13 protein-coding genes are annotated in these 15,666 nt (G+C 72.0%); 4 read left to right on the top strand and 9 right to left on the bottom strand.

The annotated features are described in order from the left end of the window. Positions 1–31: 31 nt before the first annotated feature. Positions 32–616 (bottom strand): LysE/ArgO family amino acid transporter, encoded by a 585-nt coding sequence (locus EKG83_RS12350; RefSeq protein WP_153278038.1) that lies wholly within the window; start codon positions 614–616, stop codon positions 32–34. 69 nt (positions 617–685) lie between these two features. Here EKG83_RS12350 and EKG83_RS12345 point away from each other — a divergent pair, with 69 nt between their 5' ends. From EKG83_RS12345 to EKG83_RS12330, 4 genes are all read left to right on the top strand, one after another. After that, positions 686–1,540: a LysR family transcriptional regulator ArgP gene (locus EKG83_RS12345; RefSeq protein ID WP_033427233.1), complete on the top strand. Its 855-nt coding sequence runs from the start codon at positions 686–688 to the stop codon at positions 1,538–1,540. 121 nt (positions 1,541–1,661) lie between these two features. Further along, positions 1,662–3,053 (top strand): CBM96 family carbohydrate-binding protein, encoded by a 1,392-nt coding sequence (locus tag EKG83_RS12340; protein WP_033427232.1) that lies wholly within the window; start codon positions 1,662–1,664, stop codon positions 3,051–3,053. 65 nt (positions 3,054–3,118) lie between these two features. Next, positions 3,119–4,330, top strand: a complete 1,212-nt coding sequence (locus EKG83_RS12335; RefSeq protein WP_033427231.1) for an MFS transporter — start codon at positions 3,119–3,121, stop codon at positions 4,328–4,330. Then, positions 4,327–5,283, top strand: coding sequence for a TolB family protein (locus EKG83_RS12330; protein WP_033427230.1), 957 nt, complete (start codon positions 4,327–4,329; stop codon positions 5,281–5,283). Before EKG83_RS12335 ends, EKG83_RS12330 begins: the two co-directional genes overlap by 4 nt. Positions 5,284–5,619: 336 nt before the next feature. Here the strand turns inward: EKG83_RS12330 and EKG83_RS12325 are convergent, their stop codons facing one another. The 8 genes from EKG83_RS12325 to araB all read right to left on the bottom strand — a co-directional run bounded on the left by EKG83_RS12325 (position 5,620) and on the right by araB (position 15,555). Next, positions 5,620–6,405 (bottom strand): DeoR/GlpR family DNA-binding transcription regulator, encoded by a 786-nt coding sequence (locus EKG83_RS12325; protein ID WP_033427229.1) that lies wholly within the window; start codon positions 6,403–6,405, stop codon positions 5,620–5,622. A 76-nt stretch (positions 6,406–6,481) separates the two neighbouring features. Then, on the bottom strand, positions 6,482–7,606 hold the full coding sequence (locus EKG83_RS12320) for a hypothetical protein (RefSeq protein WP_033427228.1): 1,125 nt from the start codon (positions 7,604–7,606) through the stop codon (positions 6,482–6,484). Positions 7,607–7,826: 220 nt separating this feature from the next. After that, entirely contained in the window at positions 7,827–9,041 is a 1,215-nt protein-coding gene (gene mmsB, locus EKG83_RS12315; protein ID WP_033427227.1) for a multiple monosaccharide ABC transporter permease, read from the bottom strand. Further along, on the bottom strand, positions 9,038–10,564 hold the full coding sequence (gene mmsA / locus EKG83_RS12310) for a multiple monosaccharide ABC transporter ATP-binding protein (protein WP_033427226.1): 1,527 nt from the start codon (positions 10,562–10,564) through the stop codon (positions 9,038–9,040). Before mmsA ends, mmsB begins: the two co-directional genes overlap by 4 nt. Positions 10,565–10,571: 7 nt before the next feature. Further along, on the bottom strand, positions 10,572–11,684 hold the full coding sequence (gene chvE, locus EKG83_RS12305; RefSeq protein ID WP_033427225.1) for a multiple monosaccharide ABC transporter substrate-binding protein: 1,113 nt from the start codon (positions 11,682–11,684) through the stop codon (positions 10,572–10,574). Positions 11,685–11,713: 29 nt separating this feature from the next. Beyond that, positions 11,714–13,222: an L-arabinose isomerase gene (gene araA / locus EKG83_RS12300; protein WP_033427224.1), complete on the bottom strand. Its 1,509-nt coding sequence runs from the start codon at positions 13,220–13,222 to the stop codon at positions 11,714–11,716. A 20-nt stretch (positions 13,223–13,242) separates the two neighbouring features. Further along, positions 13,243–13,896 carry an L-ribulose-5-phosphate 4-epimerase gene (locus tag EKG83_RS12295; protein WP_033427223.1) on the bottom strand — a complete coding sequence of 218 codons (654 nt, stop codon included), beginning with the start codon at positions 13,894–13,896 and terminating at the stop codon, positions 13,243–13,245. Then, a complete protein-coding gene (gene araB / locus EKG83_RS12290; protein WP_033427222.1) occupies positions 13,897–15,555 on the bottom strand; it encodes a ribulokinase in 1,659 nt (552 codons plus the stop codon). It abuts the gene before it with no gap. Positions 15,556–15,666: the final 111 nt, after the last annotated feature.

The following is a 15,666-nucleotide window of genomic DNA, read 5'->3' as shown; positions in this document are numbered from 1 at the left end:
GGGCTCGCGGCGCCCCGCCTCCCGCCATCGCCTAGAGCACCAGGGAGACGCCGGTCGCCGTGATCACGACGGCGACCGCCGCGTCCAGCACCCGCCAGGCCGAGGGCCGGGTGAACACCCCGGACAGCCACCGCGCGCCGAACCCCAGGCCGCCGAACCACAGCGCGCTGGCCGCCATCGCCCCGAGGCCGAACCACCAGCGGTCCCCGCCGAACCCGGTGGACGCGGTGCCCAGCAGCAGCACGGTGTCCAGGTACACGTGCGGGTTGAGCCAGGTGAGCGCCAGGCACGTGGCGATCGCCGCGGAGGCCGCGCCGCCGATCTCCAGCGCCGCCGGCCGCAGCACCCGCCGCGCCGCCAGCACCCCGTACCCGACCAGGAACGCCGCGCCGACCCACCGCACCACCTCCAACGCGCCCGGCCAGGCCGTCAACGCCGCGCCCACACCGCCCACCCCGAGCGCGATGAGCAGCGCGTCGGACCCCGCGCAGATGGTCACGATGACCGGGACCCGTTGGCGCAGCACGCCTTGCCGCAACACCAAGGCGTTCTGGGCACCGATGACGACGATGAGGGACAGGCCGGTACCGAGCCCGGCGAGCACAGCGGGGATCACGGCACCGACGGTAGGAACGAACGACCCATAAGACCAGCTACAGTTCCTTACCTATCATTAGAAGGCGTGATGCTCGATCCGGAGTGCGTGCGCACCCTGCTGGCCGTTGTGGACGAAGGCACGTTCGACGCCGCGGCCCGGGCGCTGCACGTCACGCCCTCGGCCGTGAGCCAGCGCATCAAGCAGCTCGAACAGCGCACCGGGCGGGTGCTCCTGGTGCGCTCCAAACCCGCCCGCCTCACCGACTCCGGCGAGGTGATCGCCCGCTACGGCCGCCAGCAGGCGCTGCTGGACCGGGACGCGCGCGAGGCGCTGGGCCTGGTCGAGGACCCGACACCGATCCCGGTGGCGGTCAACGCCGACTCGCTGTCGAGCTGGTTCCGCCGCGTGGTCACCGAGCTGGCCGGCGACGACGGCCTGGTGCTGGCCGTGCGGCGGGAGGACCAGGACCACACCGCGGACCTGCTGCGCCGGGGCCTGGTCGTGGCGGCCGTGACGTCGTCGCCGCAACCGGTGCAGGGCTGCCGCGCCCGTCCACTCGGGAGCATCCGCTACCACGCGGTCGCGGCGAAGCGGTTCGCGCGCCGCTGGGCGGACCGGCCGCTGCACGAGGCGCCGGTGATCGTGTTCGACGCCAAGGACGACCTCCAGGACGCGTTCTGCCGGGACCTGACCGGCCGCGACGCGGCGGCGCGGCGCCACCACCTGCCGGACGGGCACGTGTTCGAGGACGCCGTGGTGGCGGGCGCGGGCTGGGCGATGCTGACCGAGCAGCAGGTCCGGCGGCACCGCGGCCTGGTGCACCTGGCCCCGGACCGCCCGGTGGACGTGCCGCTGCACTGGCAGCAGTGGAAGCTCGACTCGCCGCCGCTGTCGCGGGTGGCCGACGCGGTGTTCCGGGCGGCGGCGGCCGAGCTGCACTGAGCGGCGGGAGCGCTTCGCCCGACGTTCACCTGCCGTCCCCTCGGACATGGCCACGCCTTGTCCACGCCCGCCTACTCTCTGCGACGCCTCTGTCCGGGCAACCCGAAGCGAAGGGTTTCGCATGCAAGGTCGCAGAGCTCCACTGGCGGTGCTCGCCGTCGGTGTCGTCACCGCCGCCGCCCTCACCGTCGTCGCTTCCTCCGACAACCTCCCGGCCGCGTCGGCGGCCACCGCCACCTTCACCCCGGTCGCCGACACCTACGTCGACGACTCCGCCACCGGCACCAACTTCGGCACCTCCGGCCAGCTCGGCGTGGACGGCTCGCCGGTCAAGCGGATCTTCCTCAAGTTCACCGTCTCCGGCGTGTCCGGGGCGGTGACCAACGCCAAGCTGCGCCTGCACACCGACGACGTGTCGGGTTCCGCCGGCCCGTCCGGCGGCGCGTTCCGGGCGATGTCCGACACCACCTGGTCGGAGACGTCGGTGACCTGGAACAACCAGCCGGCCGTCGACGGGGTGTCGCTCACCAGCCTCGGTCCGGTGTCCCGCAACGCCTGGTACGAGGTCGACGTCACCTCGCTGGTCAGGGCCAACGGCACCTACGGCATCGCGGTGACCTCGACCAGCACCGACGGCGCGGACTACGACTCGCGCGAGTCCGGCTCGGCCACCGCGCCGCAGCTCGTCCTGACCACCGGCACCACCACGACCACCCCGGGGACCGGCGGCGACCCGGTCCTGGTCGGCGCGGGCGACATCGCGGACTCCGGTTCGGGCGACAGCGCCACCGCCGCGCTGCTGGACGGCATCCCCGGCACGGTCTTCACCACCGGCGACAACGTCTACGACAACGGCACCGCCGCGGAGTTCACCAACTACTACGACCCGACGTGGGGCAGGCACAAGGCGCGCACGCGCCCGTCACCGGGCAACCACGACTACAACACGTCGGGCGCCACCGGCTACTACAACTACTTCGGCTCGGTGGCCGGCCCGTCCGGCCAGGGCTACTACTCGTACGACCTGGGCAACTGGCACATCGTCTCGCTGAACTCCAACATCACCACCTCGGCGGGCTCCGCGCAGGAGAAGTGGCTGCGCGCGGACCTGGCCGCCAACACCAAGCCGTGCACGGCGGCGTACTGGCACCACCCGCTGTTCACCTCGGGCGCCAACCACGCCCCGTCCACGGCGACGCGCCCGCTGTTCCAGGCGCTGTACGACTACAACGCCGACGTGGTGCTGTTCGGCCACAACCACCAGTACGAGCGATTCGCGCCGCAGAACCCGAGCGGCGCGCTGGACACCGCGCGCGGCATTCGCACGTTCGTGGCCGGCATGGGCGGCGCGAGCCACTACTCGTTCGGCACCATCAAGCCCAACAGCGAGGTGCGCAACAGCGACACCTACGGCGTGCTGAAGCTGACCCTGCACAGCGACGGCTTCTCCTGGCAGTTCGTGCCGGAGGCGGGCAGGAGCTTCACCGACAACGGCACCACCGCCTGCCACTGACCCCGCCACCGAGCCGCACCCGGTCCGCCCGGGCCGGGTGCGGCACCCCGCCCCGGAGGTGCGCCGTGTACCTGTCCACGATCCCCCGCCCCAGAGCGCTGGGCTGGAAGGGCCTGAGCGGGAACGTCTTCGCGCTCGGCGCGGTCAGCCTGGTCACCGACGTCTCGTCGGAGATGGTCACCGCGGTCCTGCCGCTCTACCTCGTCGTCGGCCTCCAGCTCAGTCCGGCCGCCTATGGCGTCATCGACGGTCTCCACACCGGCGCCACCACGCTGCTGCGGCTGGTCGGCGGCTACCTCGCCGACCGCACCGACCGGCGCAAGGCGGTGGCGGCCCTCGGCTACGGCATGTCGGCGGTGGCCAAGCTGGGCCTGCTGCCGGCGGGCACCTCGACCGCCGCGCTGGGCGCGGTGATCACGCTCGACCGGGCCGGCAAGGGCCTGCGGACCGCGCCCCGGGACGCGCTGATCACCCTGTCGACCCCGGCGGGCGACCTCGGCCGGGCGTTCGGCGCGCACCGGGCCATGGACGGCGTGGGCGCGTTCCTCGGCCCCCTGGTCGCCCTGGCGGTGCTCGCGGCGACCGGCGGGTCGTTCGACTCCGTGTTCGTGACCAGCGCCTGCGTCGCCGCCCTGGGCGTGCTGGTCCTGGTGCTGTTCGTGCGCGACCACCGCTCGGCGCTGCCGGCGCGACCGGTGCGGGTCTCCGCCGTCGGCGGGCTGTGGCGGGACGCGGGCGTGCGGCGGGTCGTGCTCGCGGCGACCCTGCTCGGCCTGGCCACCGTCGGCGACGGGTTCGTGTACCTGCTGCTCCAGGAGCGGGAGGGCCTGGCGATCGGCTGGTTCCCGCTGCTGGCGGTCGGCACCAGCCTGGTCTACCTGCTGCTGGCGGCGCCGCTGGGCGCGCTGGCCGACCGCGTGGGCAGGCTGCCGGTGGTGCTCGGCGGGTACGCGGCGCTCGCCGCGGTGTACCTGCTCGTCGCCGGCCCGCTGGGCGGCTGGTCGCTCGTGGTGGTGGTCGTGGCGCTCTACGGCGTGTTCTACGCGGCCACGGACGGCGTGCTGATGGCGCTGGCCGGGCCGCTGCTGCCGGAGCGGCTGCGCACCACCGGCATCGCCGTGATCCAGAGTGGACAGGCCCTGGGGTACCTGGGGTCGTCCGTGCTGTTCGGCCTGGCCTGGCAGGCGTGGGGGCCCGGGGCCGCGACCCGGTTGGCGGCGGCGGGCGCCGTGCTCGCCCTGGTCGCCACGTTCGCGCTGGTGCGGGGGCGTTCATGAGGACGAGGGCGAAGCTGCTGGTCACGGCGGCGGTGGCGGTGCTGCTCGGTGGCGTGGTGGTCGGCCACGCGGTGCTGTCCGGCCCGTCCGGGGCCGCGCCCGCGGCGGGCGCGGTGAGCGGGCCGCGCCTGGTGGTGCTGAGCAACGGCCTGCTGTCGACGGTCTCCCGGTCCGACCCGGCCGGGCCCCGGGAGGTCACCGACCAGCGGTGCGACCGGGCCTACAGCGCGGGCGGCACCACCGCGTGCCTGCGGCCGGTCGGCGCGTTCGGGGCGGGCGGGCTGGCCGTGCTGGACGCGTCCCTGCGCGAGGTCCGGACCGTGCCGCTGACCGGGTTCCCGAACCGGGCCCGGGTGTCGGCCGGCGGGCGGATGGTGGCCTGGACGCTGTTCGTGGACGGCCACTCGTACGCGGCCAACGGGTTCTCCACCAGCGCCGGGGTCCTCGACACCCGCACCGGGGCGCTGGTCACGTCCCTGGAGGAGTTCACGTCCTCGGTGGACGGTGTGGTCACCGCGGCGGCGGACCGCAACTTCTGGGGCGTCACGTTCGCCGCCGACGACAACCGCTTCTACGCCACGATGTCCACCGGCGGGCACCGCTACCTGGTGGAGGGCGACTTCGCCGCGCGGACCCTGCGGTCGGTCGCCGACGGCGTCGAGTGCCCGTCGCTGTCCCCGGACGGCACGCGCATCGCCTACAAGGCGGCCGTGGGCGGCGACCCGCGGCGCGGCTGGCGGCTGTCCGTGCGTGACCTCGCCACCGGGGCGGTGACGCCGCTGGCGGAAACCCGCAGCGTCGACGACCAGCCCGCGTGGCTCGACGACCGCACCGTGGCCTACGGGCTCCAGCGCGGCGACGGCGTCAACGACGTGTGGTCCGTGCCCGCCGACGGCACCGGCACCCCGTCCGTGCTGGTCCCGGAGGCGAACTCGCCCGCCGCGCCCGACTGACCCGCGCCGCGGTGGCCGGCCGTCACGGGCTCTCCCATCACGTGACGGCCGGCCCTTGCGGACCGCGCAGCTGTCTCCCGGCTCGCGGTCAGGTCCTCGGTGGTCCTCCGCCAAGACGTGTTCTCCCGCCCCCAGTCGTCCACGTCGTCCCCGCCGGGGCCGTCGGTCGTCCACATCAGACCCCGGCGCCCCGCGTTCGACCCGCTTCGGAACGGCGGTCACTGTGTCTCGCGCCACAGCGCGGTGTCAAGCACTTCCCCGGACGGCGTGACCGGACCGCAACCCGGGCCGGCCGATCTAGAGGAACGCTCGTCTGAACCACCACAGTGGACCGCCTCAGACCTGCCTGACCTCCACCCCCCGTTCGCGGAATCGCCGCACGTCATCGGGGTCGGCGTCGCTGTCGGTGACGAGCACGTGGACGTCGGTGATCGGGCAGATCTCGGCGAACGCCCGCGCGCCCACCTTCGAGGAATCGGCCACCACGACGACCCGCCTGGCGCGGGCGGCGAGCATCCGGTTGACTTCGGCCTCACCTTCGTGGTGCGCGTGGGCGCCCGAGTCGGGGTCGATCGCGTCCACGCCCAGGAAGGCCACGTCGAGGCTCAGGGCGTTGATGATCCGGCCCGCCAGCGGGCTCACCAGCTCGTAGGACTGCGGCCGCGCCACGCCGCCGGTCACCACCAGCTTCACCTGGGGCCGCACGGCCAGCTCGCCGGCGATGTTCAGCGCGTTGGTGACCACGGTGACCAGCCCGTCACCCTCCGCGCCGCCGAACTCGGCGCTGGTCGCCAGCGCCCGGGCCACCTCGGTGGTGGTCGTGCCGCCGGTCACCCCGACCACGGCGCCGCGGCTGACCAGCCCGGCGGCCGCGCGGCCGATGCGCTGCTTGTCACCCGCCCGGCGCACGGTGCGGTAGCGCACCGGCAGGTCGTAGGCGACGGCGTGGGCCACCGCGCCGCCCCTGGTCCGGGTGAGCAGCTGCTGCTCCGCCAGGTGGTCGAGGTCGCGGCGGATGGTCGCGCCGGAGACGTCGAGCTCCTCGGCGATGTCGTCGACCTCCACGCGGCCGCGCTCGGCCACCAGCTCCAGCAGTGCGTTCAACCGGTCGTAACGGTTCACCCCGCCACCTCCCGCGCCCCGGCACCGCACCTTACCGATCCGGGGGCGGGCGGCGGAACGTTCCGGCCGGGGCGTCTCAGCAGATGCTCTGGCTGCTGTTGACCAGCGTGTTGTTGCGGAACGTGGTGTTCGTGCCGCACGGGCTCTCGCGGATGGCCGAGTTCGTCACCCTCAGGTTCTGGATGACGACGTCCCGGGTCACCGGGAACTCGGTGCGCGCGGCGAGCCGGATGTCACCCGGACCGGTGACGGTGCCGCTCTGCGCGGCGAGGTTCACGTTGTAGCAGTTCTCGATCAGGATCGAGTTGCTCCCGGTGTTGGCGATGTCGACCCGGTCGACCTGGAGGCCGCCGCTCTCCGAGACGCAGAAGATGCCCCGGCCGCCGCCGCGGGCGATGACCTGGCCGACCCGGACGTTGATCGGGTAGCTGTCGCCGATGCGGCCGTTGCGGTTGGCGGTGCGGAACGCGGCGTAGCCGGTGCCCGCGCCCGCGTTGTCGGCGTCGACGGTGCCGACCGTGGCGTTGATCGTCTGGTTGAGCAGCAGGCCCGACTCGCCGACGCCGCGGGCCACGACCGTGCCGATGGTCAGGCCGTCCACGCCGTAGGTCTCCACGGCGTGCGAGCTCGCGCCCTGCACGTAGGCGTAGTCGATGCGGACGTTGCGGGTCCACTGGCTGGTGTCGCCGCGGTTGTCGATGCGCACGCCCAGGCCGCTGGACAGGCGCATGTTCACGTTGCCGATGACGACGTTGGTGACGTTGCGCATGAAGATGCCGTACACCGGGGTGCCCGTGAGGGTGAGGTTCTGGACCTCGATGTCGCGGACGCCGCGCGCGTAGACCGGGGCGTAGTCGCCCGAGCCGGAGCCGGACACGTTGATGGTGCCGCAGACGTCGATCGCGGTGTAGCTGCGCATCGAGTACCGCTCGCCCGCGGGGATGGAGCCGGACGCCCGGACGACGATCCGCTCCTTGGACGTGCGGTTCGCGGTGAGGCTGTCGTTGGCGGCCTGCAGGGCGGCGCGCAGGCTGCTGCCGGTGTAGACGGTGCCGCCGCCCCGGCGGGCGGTGAAGCTGCTGCCGGACCCGGTCACCTCGGCCTGGTACGAGCCGTCGCCGCAGGCCGCCTGGGCCTGGGGCGCGGTGACGACCTGGAGCAACGCCGCGGTCAACGCCGACACGGCGAGTAGGGCTTTCATCTGCTGGTCTCCCGATCGAGTTGGTAAGCGCTTTCCTCCATGGCGGCGGATGTCCTGCGGGTTCCGGTCTTCGCGGGAGTGGCGGCGGTCCACCGGGGGACGGGGGGCCGCCGCCGGAGTTGGTGCGGCTCGCCGGCCGGTTCTGGCTGGGAGCGTTCCCAGAGTGAATCGGAACGGCGGTGCGCCGTCAAGGGCCGGGCCCCCGACGGCGCACCCCCGGTCAGGAGCGGCGCTTGGTCCACACGTCGTAGGCCACGGCCGCGAGCAGCACCAGGCCCTTGACCAGCATCACCCGCTCGCTGGGCGCGCCGATCAGCGACATGCCGTTGTTGATGACGCCCATGATCAGGCCGCCGGTGATCGCGCCGACCACCTTGCCCACGCCGCCCTGCACGGCCGCGCCGCCGATGAACGCCGCCGCGATCGCGTCCAGCTCGAACGAGGTGCCCGCGGTCGGGCCGGCCTGGTTGAGCCGGCCCGCGAAGATGACGCCGGCCAGCGCGGACAGCACGCCCATGTTGACGAAGATCCAGAAGGTCACCTGCTTGACCTTCACGCCGGACAGGGTCGCCGCCTGGAGGTTGCCGCCGATGGCGTAGATGTGCCGGCCGAACACCGACCGGTCGGCCATCACCGAGTAGCCCAGCACCAGCACCGCGAGCAGCACCAGCACCCACGGCAGGTTGCGGAACCGGGCCAGCTGCACCACCACGGCCAGCACGACCGCGGCCGCCAGGACGATCTTGAGCACGAACACCGGGAACGGGTCCACGACCTGGCCGTAACCCAGTCGGGCCTTGCGCTTGCGCCACTGCGCGAACGCGAGCCCGGCCACCACCGCGACGCCCACGAGCAGGCTGACCAGGTCGGCGCCGCCCAGCGGGCCGAGGCCGACGTTGCCCAGGTAGCCGGCGGTGAAGCCGTTGGCCAGGGTGCGGATCGGGTTCGGGAACGGGCCGATGCCCTGGTTGCCCAGCACGGTCAGGGTCAGCGCGCGGAACACCAGCATGCCCGCCAGCGTCACGATGAACGCCGGGATGCCGAAGAACGCGATCCAGTAGCCCTGCGCCGCGCCGATCACCGCGCCCGCGACCAGCGTGATCACCACGGCCAGCCACCACGGCACGCCGGCCTGCACGGTCAGCACCGCGCAGATCGCGCCGGTCAGCGCCACCACCGACCCGGCGGACAGGTCGATGTGCCCGCCGATGATCACCAGGATCATGCCGATGGCCAGGATCAGCACGTAGGAGTTCTGGACGATGATGTTGGAGATGTTCTGCGGCTGCAGCAGCTGGCCGTCGGTCAGCACCGCGAACAGCGCCACGATGAACGCGAACGCCACGTAGATGCCGGACTGCCGGATGTTGATGGTGAACCGGCGCTGCGGCCCGGCCTGCGCCTTCACCGGGGGCGGCGCGGTCTTCGTGGTCATGAGGTCTGTCCCTGGGTCATGTGGTGCATCAGGCGTTCCTGGCTGGCCTCTTCCCGGCTCAGCTCACCGGTGATCCGGCCCTCCGACAGCGCGTACACGCGGTCGCACAGGCCCAGCAGCTCCGGCAGCTCCGAGGAGATGACGAGCACGGCCCGACCCTGGTCGGCCAGCTCGTTGATGATCGAGTAGATCTCGTACTTGGCGCCCACGTCGATGCCGCGCGTGGGCTCGTCGAGGATGAGCACGTCCGGGTCGGTGAACATCCACTTGGCCAGCACGACCTTCTGCTGGTTGCCGCCGGACAGCGTGCCGACCTGGGTGCCGACGCCGGGGGTCTTGATGTTCATCGACCGCCGGAACCGCTCGGCGACGGAGAACTCCTCGTTCTCGTCCACCCAGCCGCGCGGGGCGAGCTTGCCCAGCCCGGCCGCGGACACGTTGCGCTTGACGTCCTCGATGAGGTTGAGGCCGTAGCGCTTGCGGTCCTCGCTGACGTAGGCGATGCCGTTGCGGATGGCCTTGCGGACGGACCGGGTGTCGATCTCGCGCCCGTCCTTGAGCACCCGCCCGGACACGCCCACGCCGTAGGTGCGGCCGAACACGCTCATCGCCAGCTCGGTGCGGCCCGCGCCCATCAGGCCCGCCAGGCCCACGATCTCGCCGCGCCGCAGCACCAGGTTGGCCCGGTCCACCACCACGCGGTCCGGCTGCGACGGGCTGTGCACGGTCCAGTCCTCGATCCGCAGCACCTCCTCGCCGACCTTCGGCGTGCGCGGCGGGAACCGGTGCTCCAGGTCGCGGCCGACCATGCCGGAGATGATCCGCTCCTCGCTCACGTCACCGGCGGGCAGCGTCTCGATGGTGCGGCCGTCGCGCAGGATGGTGATGCTGTCGGCGATCCGCTTCACCTCGTTGAGCTTGTGCGAGATGATCACCGAGGTGACGCCCTCGTCGCGCAGGCCCTCCAGCAGGTCGAGCAGGTGCGCGGAGTCGTCGTCGTTGAGCGCCGCGGTCGGCTCGTCCAGGATCAGCAGCCGGACGTCCTTGGCCAGCGCCTTGGCGATCTCCACCAGCTGCTGCTTGCCCACGCCCAGGTCGTGCACCGGCGTGGTCGGGTTCTCCCGCAGGCCCACGCGGGCGAGCAGCTCGCCCGCCGCGTGGTTGGTGCGGTTCCAGTCGATGAACCCGCGCCGGGCCCGCTCGTTGCCCAGGAACAGGTTCTCCGCGATGGACAGCTGACCGCACAGCGCCAGCTCCTGGTGGATGATCACGATGCCGCGCCGCTCGCTGTCGCGCACGCCGGCGAACTCGCAGGGCTCGCCCTCGAAGACGATCTCGCCCTCGTACGAGCCGTGCGGGTGCACGCCGGAGAGCACCTTCATCAGCGTGGACTTGCCCGCGCCGTTCTCACCGCAGATCGCGTGGATCTCACCGCGCCGCACGGCGAGCGAGACGCCGTGCAGCGCGGTGACCCCGGCGAACCGCTTGGTGATGCCGCGCATCACCAGGATGTCGTCGGACATGCCCCTGCTACCTCAGCTGGTCTTCGGTGTAGTAGCCCGAGTCGACCAGGACCTTCTTGTAGTTGTCCTTGCCCACGATGACCGGCTCCAGCAGGTACGCGGGGACGACCTTGACACCGTTGTCGTAGTCCTTCTCGTTGTTGACCTGCGGCTTGTTGCCCTTGAGCACGGCGTCGGCCATGTCCACGGTCACCGCGGCCAGCTCGCGGGTGTCCTTCTGGATGGTCGAGTACTGCTCGCCCGCGATGATCGACTTGACCGAGGCGACCTCGGCGTCCTGGCCGGTCACGACCGGGTAGGGCGAGCCGGCGGTGCCGTAGCCGTTGCTCTTGAGCGCGGACAGGATGCCGATGGACAGGCCGTCGTAGGGCGAGAGCACGCCGTTGACCTGGGCGCCGCCCTGGTAGGTGGAGGTGAGGATGTCCTCCATGCGCCGCTGCGCGGTCGCCGGGTCCCACCGCAGGATCGACACGGTCTTGAAGTCGGTCTGGCCGCTCTTGACCACCAGCGTGCCCTTGTCGATGTACGGCTGGAGCACCGACATCGCGCCGTTGAAGAAGAACGTGGCGTTGTTGTCGTCCGGCGAGCCGGCGAACAGCTCGACGTTGAGCGGGCCGGTGGCGGTGCCGGGGCTGCCGTCGGCGTTGATGACCTTCAGACCGGTCAGCAGCGAGGTGGCCTGCTGCACGCCGACCTTGAAGTTGTCGAAGGTGGCGTAGTAGTCCACGTTCGGGCTCTTGCGGATGAGCCGGTCGTAGGAGATGACCGGGATCTTCGCGTCGGCGGCCTGCTGGAGCTGGCCGGTCAGCGCGGTGCCGTCGATCGAGGCGATGATCAGCAGCTTGGCGTTCTTGGTGATCTGGTTCTCGATCTGGTTGGCCTGCGTCGGGATGTCGTTCTCGGCGTACTGCAGGTCGACCTGGTAGCCCTTGGCCTCCAGCGCCTTCTTGATGTTGTCGCCGTCGTGGATCCAGCGCTCCGACGAGCGGGTCGGCATGGTCACGCCGACCAGCGCGCCCCCGGCCTCACCGCTCTGCTGGTCGCCGGTCTTCTCCGTCGACCCGCACGCGGCCAGGACCAGTCCGGCCGCGGCGATGGCGGCGATCCGCGGAAACCTCATTGTTTCTCTCTCTCCCTAGGGTGGTGCTGCTAGCGCAGGCCCTGCGCGAGTCGGAAGTACGCCTGGTTCCAGCGCAGGCGGTCGGCGAACGACGCGGTGGTCGTGTCGCCGTCGATGACCACCAGCTCGGTGTGCACCATCTGCGCGAAGTCGTGCAGGACCTCGGCGCCCACGGCCTGGGTCATGACGGTGTGGTGCGGGCCGCCCGCGGTCAGCCACGACTCCGCGGAGGTCGACAGCGACGGCGCGGGCTTCCACACCGCGCGCGCCACCGGCAGGTTCGGCAGGGGCTCGTCCGGCGGCACGACCTCGACCTCGTTGGCCACCAGCCGGAACCGCTCGCCCAGGTCGGCCAGGCCGACCACCACGGCGGGGCCGGCGGCGGCGTCGAACACCAGCCGCACCGGGTCCTCCCGGCCGCCGATGCCCAGCGGGTGCACCTCGCACGACGGCCGGTCGGCCGCGATGGTCGGGCACACCTCCAGCATGTGCGCGCCCAGGATCTTCGGCTCGCCGGGGCCGAAGTGGTAGGTGTAGTCCTCCATGAACGAGGTGCCGCGGCCGGTGCCCGCGCCCATCGCCTTGACCGCGGCCAGCAGCGCCGAGGTCTTCCAGTCGCCCTCGCCGCCGAAGCCGTAGCCGTCGGCCATCAGCCGCTGCACGGCCAGGCCGGGCAGCTGCCGCAGCCCGCCCAGGTCCTCGAAGTTCGTGGTGAACGCGCCGAAGCCGCCGTCGGTGAGGAACCGGCGCAGGCCGGCCTCGATGCGGGCGGCGTAGCGCAGCGAGTCGTGCCGCGCGCCGTCCTTGGCCAGCTCGGGCGCGAGCCGGTAGGTGTCGGCGTACTCGGTGACCAGCAGGTCGATCTCGGCGTCGGCCACCGCGTCCACGACCTCGACCAGGTCGTTGACCCCGTAGGTGTTGACGCTGACGCCGAAGCGCAGCTCCGCCTCGACCTTGTCGCCCTCGGTGACCGCGACGCCCCGCATGTTGTCGCCGAACCGGGCCAGCTTCAACCCGTTCAGGTGGTGGTGACCGGTGGCCGCGCGGACCCAGCCGTCGATCCGCTCGGCCAGCCGCGGGTCGCTCGCGTGGCCGGCCACGGTCTTGCGCGGCACGCCGATCCTGGTCTGGATGAACCCGAACTCCCGGTCGCCGTGCGCGGCCTGGTTGAGGTTCATGAAGTCCATGTCGATGGTGGCCCACGGCAGCGCCTCGTTCAGCTGCGTGTGCAGGTGCAGCAGCGGCTTGCGCAGCACGTCCAGCCCGGTGATCCACATCTTGGCGGGCGAGAACGTGTGCATCCACGCGATGACGCCGATGCAGCTGGGGTCGCTGTTGGCCGCCGTCATCACGTCGCGGATCGCCGCGGTGTCGGTCAGCACCGGCTTCCACACCAGCTCGGCGGAGATCCGCCCCGACCCCGTGAGCATCCGCTGGATCTGCTGCGACTGCTGGGCGACCTGTTCGAGCGTGTCCGGGCCGTAGAGGTGCTGGCTCCCGGTGAGGAACCAGACCTGCGGCTTCGCAGCAGAGGACATGCGGGGCTCCCCTCGTGGGCTCATTGCCCGTAGACGTTCTGGTAGCGCGCGTAGAGGCTGTCGATGTGGTGCTGCTCGATCGGGTGGGGCGTGCCGAGCTGGCGGGCGAAGTGCACGGTGCGCGCCACGTCCTCCAGCATCACCGCCGCCTTCACCGCCGCGCGGGCGTCCTTGCCGACGGTGAACGGGCCGTGGTTGCGCATCAGCACGGCCGGCGACCGGCCGGCCCGCAGCGTCTCCACGATGCCGCGGCCGATCGAGTCGTCGCCGATGAGCGCGAACGGGCCCACCGGGATGTCGCCGCCGAACTCGTCGGCGATCATGGTGAGCACGCAGGGGATCGGCTCGCCCCGGGCCGCCCACGCGGTGGCGTAGGGCGAGTGCGTGTGCACCACGCCGCCCACCTCGGGCATGTGCCGGTACACGTAGGCGTGCGCGGCGGTGTCCGAGGACGGCGCCAGGTCGCCCTCGACGAGGTTGCCGTGCAGGTCGGTGACGACCATCGCCTCGGGCCCCAGCTCGTCGTAGGACACCCCGGACGGCTTGATGACCATCAGGTCCCGCCCCGGCACGCGCGCCGAGACGTTGCCCGCCGTCCAGATCACCAGCTCGTAGCGGGTCAGCTCGCGGTGCAGGTCGGCGACCGTGCGGCGCAGGTCCTCCAGGACCGACATCTACTTCTCCCCCTTGGCGGCGCGGCGCAGCGCCTTGAGCCGGTGCATGACCTCGTTGGCGCCGCGCCCGAAGTGGTCGTGCAGCTCCTGGTACTCGACGAACAGCCGCTCGTAGACCTCGACGTTGCCCGGGATCGGCTGGTAGACGCCCCGCTCGACCGAACCCATGGCCCCGGCGGCGGCGCGGATGTCCGGGTACGCGCCCGCGGCGACCGCGGCGTGCATGGCCGACCCGAGCGCGGGCCCCTGCTCGGAGCCGATCACCGACAGGGGCATGTCCAGCACGTCGGCGTAGATCTGCATCAGCAGCGCGTTCTTGACCAGGCCGCCCGCGATGACCAGCTCGGTGACCGGGACGCCCGCGTCGGTGTAGGAGTCGATGATCACCCGGGTGCCGTAGGCGGTCGCCTCCAGCAGGGCCCGGTAGGTGTCCTCGGCGCGGGTGGCCAGGGTCTGGCCGATGACCAGGCCGGACAGCTCGTGGTCGACCAGCACCGACCGGTTGCCGCTGTGCCAGTCGAGGGCGATCAGGCCGTGCTCGCCGATGCGCTGCTCGGCGGCCAGCTCGGTGAGCAGCTCGTGCACCGAGATGCCCCGCTCGCGCGCCCGCTCGTGGTACTCGGGCGGCACGCCGTGGTCGACGAACCAGGCGAAGATGTCACCGACCCCGCTCTGGCCCGACTCGTAGCCCCACAGGCCGGGGACGATGCCGCCCTCCACGACGCCGCACATGCCGGGCACCTCGCGCAGCACGTCGCCGTTCATCACGTGGCAGGTGGAGGTGCCCATGATCGCGACCATCTGGCCGGGCTCGACGGCCCGCGCGGCCGGGGCGGTGACGTGCGCGTCGACGTTGCCCACGGCCACCGCGATGCCCTCGGGCAGGCCGGTCCAGGCGGCGGCCTCGGCGGTGAGCGTCCCGGCCTTGTCACCCAGCCGGCCCAGCGGGTGGTCCAGCTTGTCGGCGACGAAGCCCGCGAAGTCGGGGTTGAGCTCCTTCAGGAACTCCGGCGACGGGTAGCCGTCCTGGTAGATGCCCTTGTAACCGGCGGTGCAGGCGTTGCGGGAGTAGGTGCCGCTCAGCTGCCAGACGATCCAGTCGGCGGCCTCGACCCAGTGGTCCATCGCCGCGTAGACCGCGGGCGCCTCCTCCAGCAGCTGGAGGCCCTTGGCGAACTCCCACTCCGAGGAGATCAGGCCGCCGTAGCGGGGCAGCCAGGACTCGCCGCGCCGCTCGGCCAGGGCGTTGATCCGGTCGGCCTGGCCCTGCGCGGCGTGGTGCTTCCACAGCTTGACGTAGGCGTGCGGCTCGCCGGCGAACTCCGGCAGCTCGTTCAGGGGCGTGCCGTCGGCCTTGACCGGGACCATCGTGCACGCGGTGAAGTCCGTGCCGATGCCGATCACGTCCGCCGGGTCCGCGCCGGCCGCGGCGACGGCGGCGGGCACGGCGTTCTTCAGGACGTCGACGTAGTCCTGCGGGACCTGGAGGGCCCAGTCGGGGGGCAGCGGGCGGCCGTCGGGCAGCGCCCGGTCCAGCACGCCGTGCCGGTATTCGTGCACCGCCGTGCCCAGCTCGGCGCCGTCGCGCACCCGCACCACGACGGCGCGGCCGGACAACGTGCCGAAGTCGACACCCACCACCAACGGTTCACTCGCCATGAGAGGCAGTGTTATCGCTAACATTCATCACGTCAAGACCCCCCTGCAACGTGCTCTTAACGACTTGGTGAGCGTGCACAATGGAGCCTGGGACGACGCCGCGTCCCGCAC

The organism is Saccharothrix syringae (assembly GCF_009498035.1).
GTDB lineage: Bacteria > Actinomycetota > Actinomycetes > Mycobacteriales > Pseudonocardiaceae > Actinosynnema > Actinosynnema syringae.
The sequence above is the reverse complement of the archived record's forward strand: the minus strand, read 5'-3'. Positions and strand labels throughout refer to the sequence as shown.

Excerpts from the sequence above, each read along its gene's own strand:
- araB (WP_033427222.1), bottom strand. The coding sequence starts at position 15,555 with ATGGCGAGTGAACCGTTGGTGGTGGGTGTCGACTTCGGCACGTTGTCC.
- chvE (WP_033427225.1), bottom strand. The coding sequence starts at position 11,684 with ATGAGGTTTCCGCGGATCGCCGCCATCGCCGCGGCCGGACTGGTCCTG.
- araA (WP_033427224.1), bottom strand. The coding sequence starts at position 13,222 with ATGTCCTCTGCTGCGAAGCCGCAGGTCTGGTTCCTCACCGGGAGCCAG.
- EKG83_RS12295 (WP_033427223.1), bottom strand. The coding sequence starts at position 13,896 with ATGTCGGTCCTGGAGGACCTGCGCCGCACGGTCGCCGACCTGCACCGC.
- mmsB (WP_033427227.1), bottom strand. The coding sequence starts at position 9,041 with ATGACCACGAAGACCGCGCCGCCCCCGGTGAAGGCGCAGGCCGGGCCG.
- EKG83_RS12320 (WP_033427228.1), bottom strand. The coding sequence starts at position 7,606 with ATGAAAGCCCTACTCGCCGTGTCGGCGTTGACCGCGGCGTTGCTCCAG.
- EKG83_RS12345 (WP_033427233.1), top strand. The coding sequence starts at position 686 with ATGCTCGATCCGGAGTGCGTGCGCACCCTGCTGGCCGTTGTGGACGAA.
- EKG83_RS12330 (WP_033427230.1), top strand. The coding sequence starts at position 4,327 with ATGAGGACGAGGGCGAAGCTGCTGGTCACGGCGGCGGTGGCGGTGCTG.
- EKG83_RS12340 (WP_033427232.1), top strand. The coding sequence starts at position 1,662 with ATGCAAGGTCGCAGAGCTCCACTGGCGGTGCTCGCCGTCGGTGTCGTC.
- mmsA (WP_033427226.1), bottom strand. The coding sequence starts at position 10,564 with ATGTCCGACGACATCCTGGTGATGCGCGGCATCACCAAGCGGTTCGCC.